The organism is Bartonella sp. CM120XJJH, assembly GCF_042194715.1.
Taxonomy (GTDB): Bacteria; Pseudomonadota; Alphaproteobacteria; order Rhizobiales; family Rhizobiaceae; genus Bartonella.
The window spans coordinates 1-683 of the sequence record NZ_JBHINE010000115.1 but is presented as its reverse complement, the minus strand read 5'-3'; the positions used below and the strand labels follow the sequence as shown (position 1 = coordinate 683).

Sequence of the window (683 nt, the reverse complement as noted above, 5' to 3'; positions counted from 1 at the left end):
ACGCCGTCTCCTTCGTCGCATGCGTTTGGTGGGGCGTTTGGATCAAGGGTGTCGTCTTTGTCTGGTGTTGTGTTTGCAACGTTTCCAGCCGCATCTTCTTGCGCTTTATCAAAAAGTTCGCACTCTATTTTTGTGGTGTAACCACCCGTTTTATCAAGTTTGTGCTTAACACTTTTGATGCGCCATTCTGCTGGAATATAGGGGCGGAAAGGGGGCTCTTGAACAAGCTTTGCTTCTGCTTGTACAAACGGATCACCACCGATATCACATGAGAAAGAAGACTTACCGCGTGATGATTTATTGCGATAAGCAGCAATGGCCGCAACAGCCTCTGATTGGTTATGGTAGGTATATTTGAGTTCATGAAACGGCGGATTACCAACTTTGACTTCTTTTTTTTCACCAGTGCGGATATCGTGATAGGTTGCAAGAACACCGCCTTTTTTCTCTTTGTCTTCTTCTTGTTTTTCCGATTCTTTTTCTGCTTTTTCCGATTCAGATGATGATGCTCTGTCACTGTCATCCATATGGATAAAGTTTTCATCATCATCAATTTCTTCTGGTTCTCGTGCATCAGCAGCGGCTTTTTGGTCGTCTCCCACATCTGTTTCTAAGCCATTGGCTGCACCTGCTTCATCCCGTGCGCTGTATTTAAAATCCCAAGAGATGCAATGTTTTTCATG

At 44.4% G+C, this 683-nt stretch carries 1 pseudogene; it reads right to left on the bottom strand.

The features are described from left to right. Positions 1-683, bottom strand: a pseudogene (locus ACFIKU_RS10090) (late control protein); the annotation flags it as partial.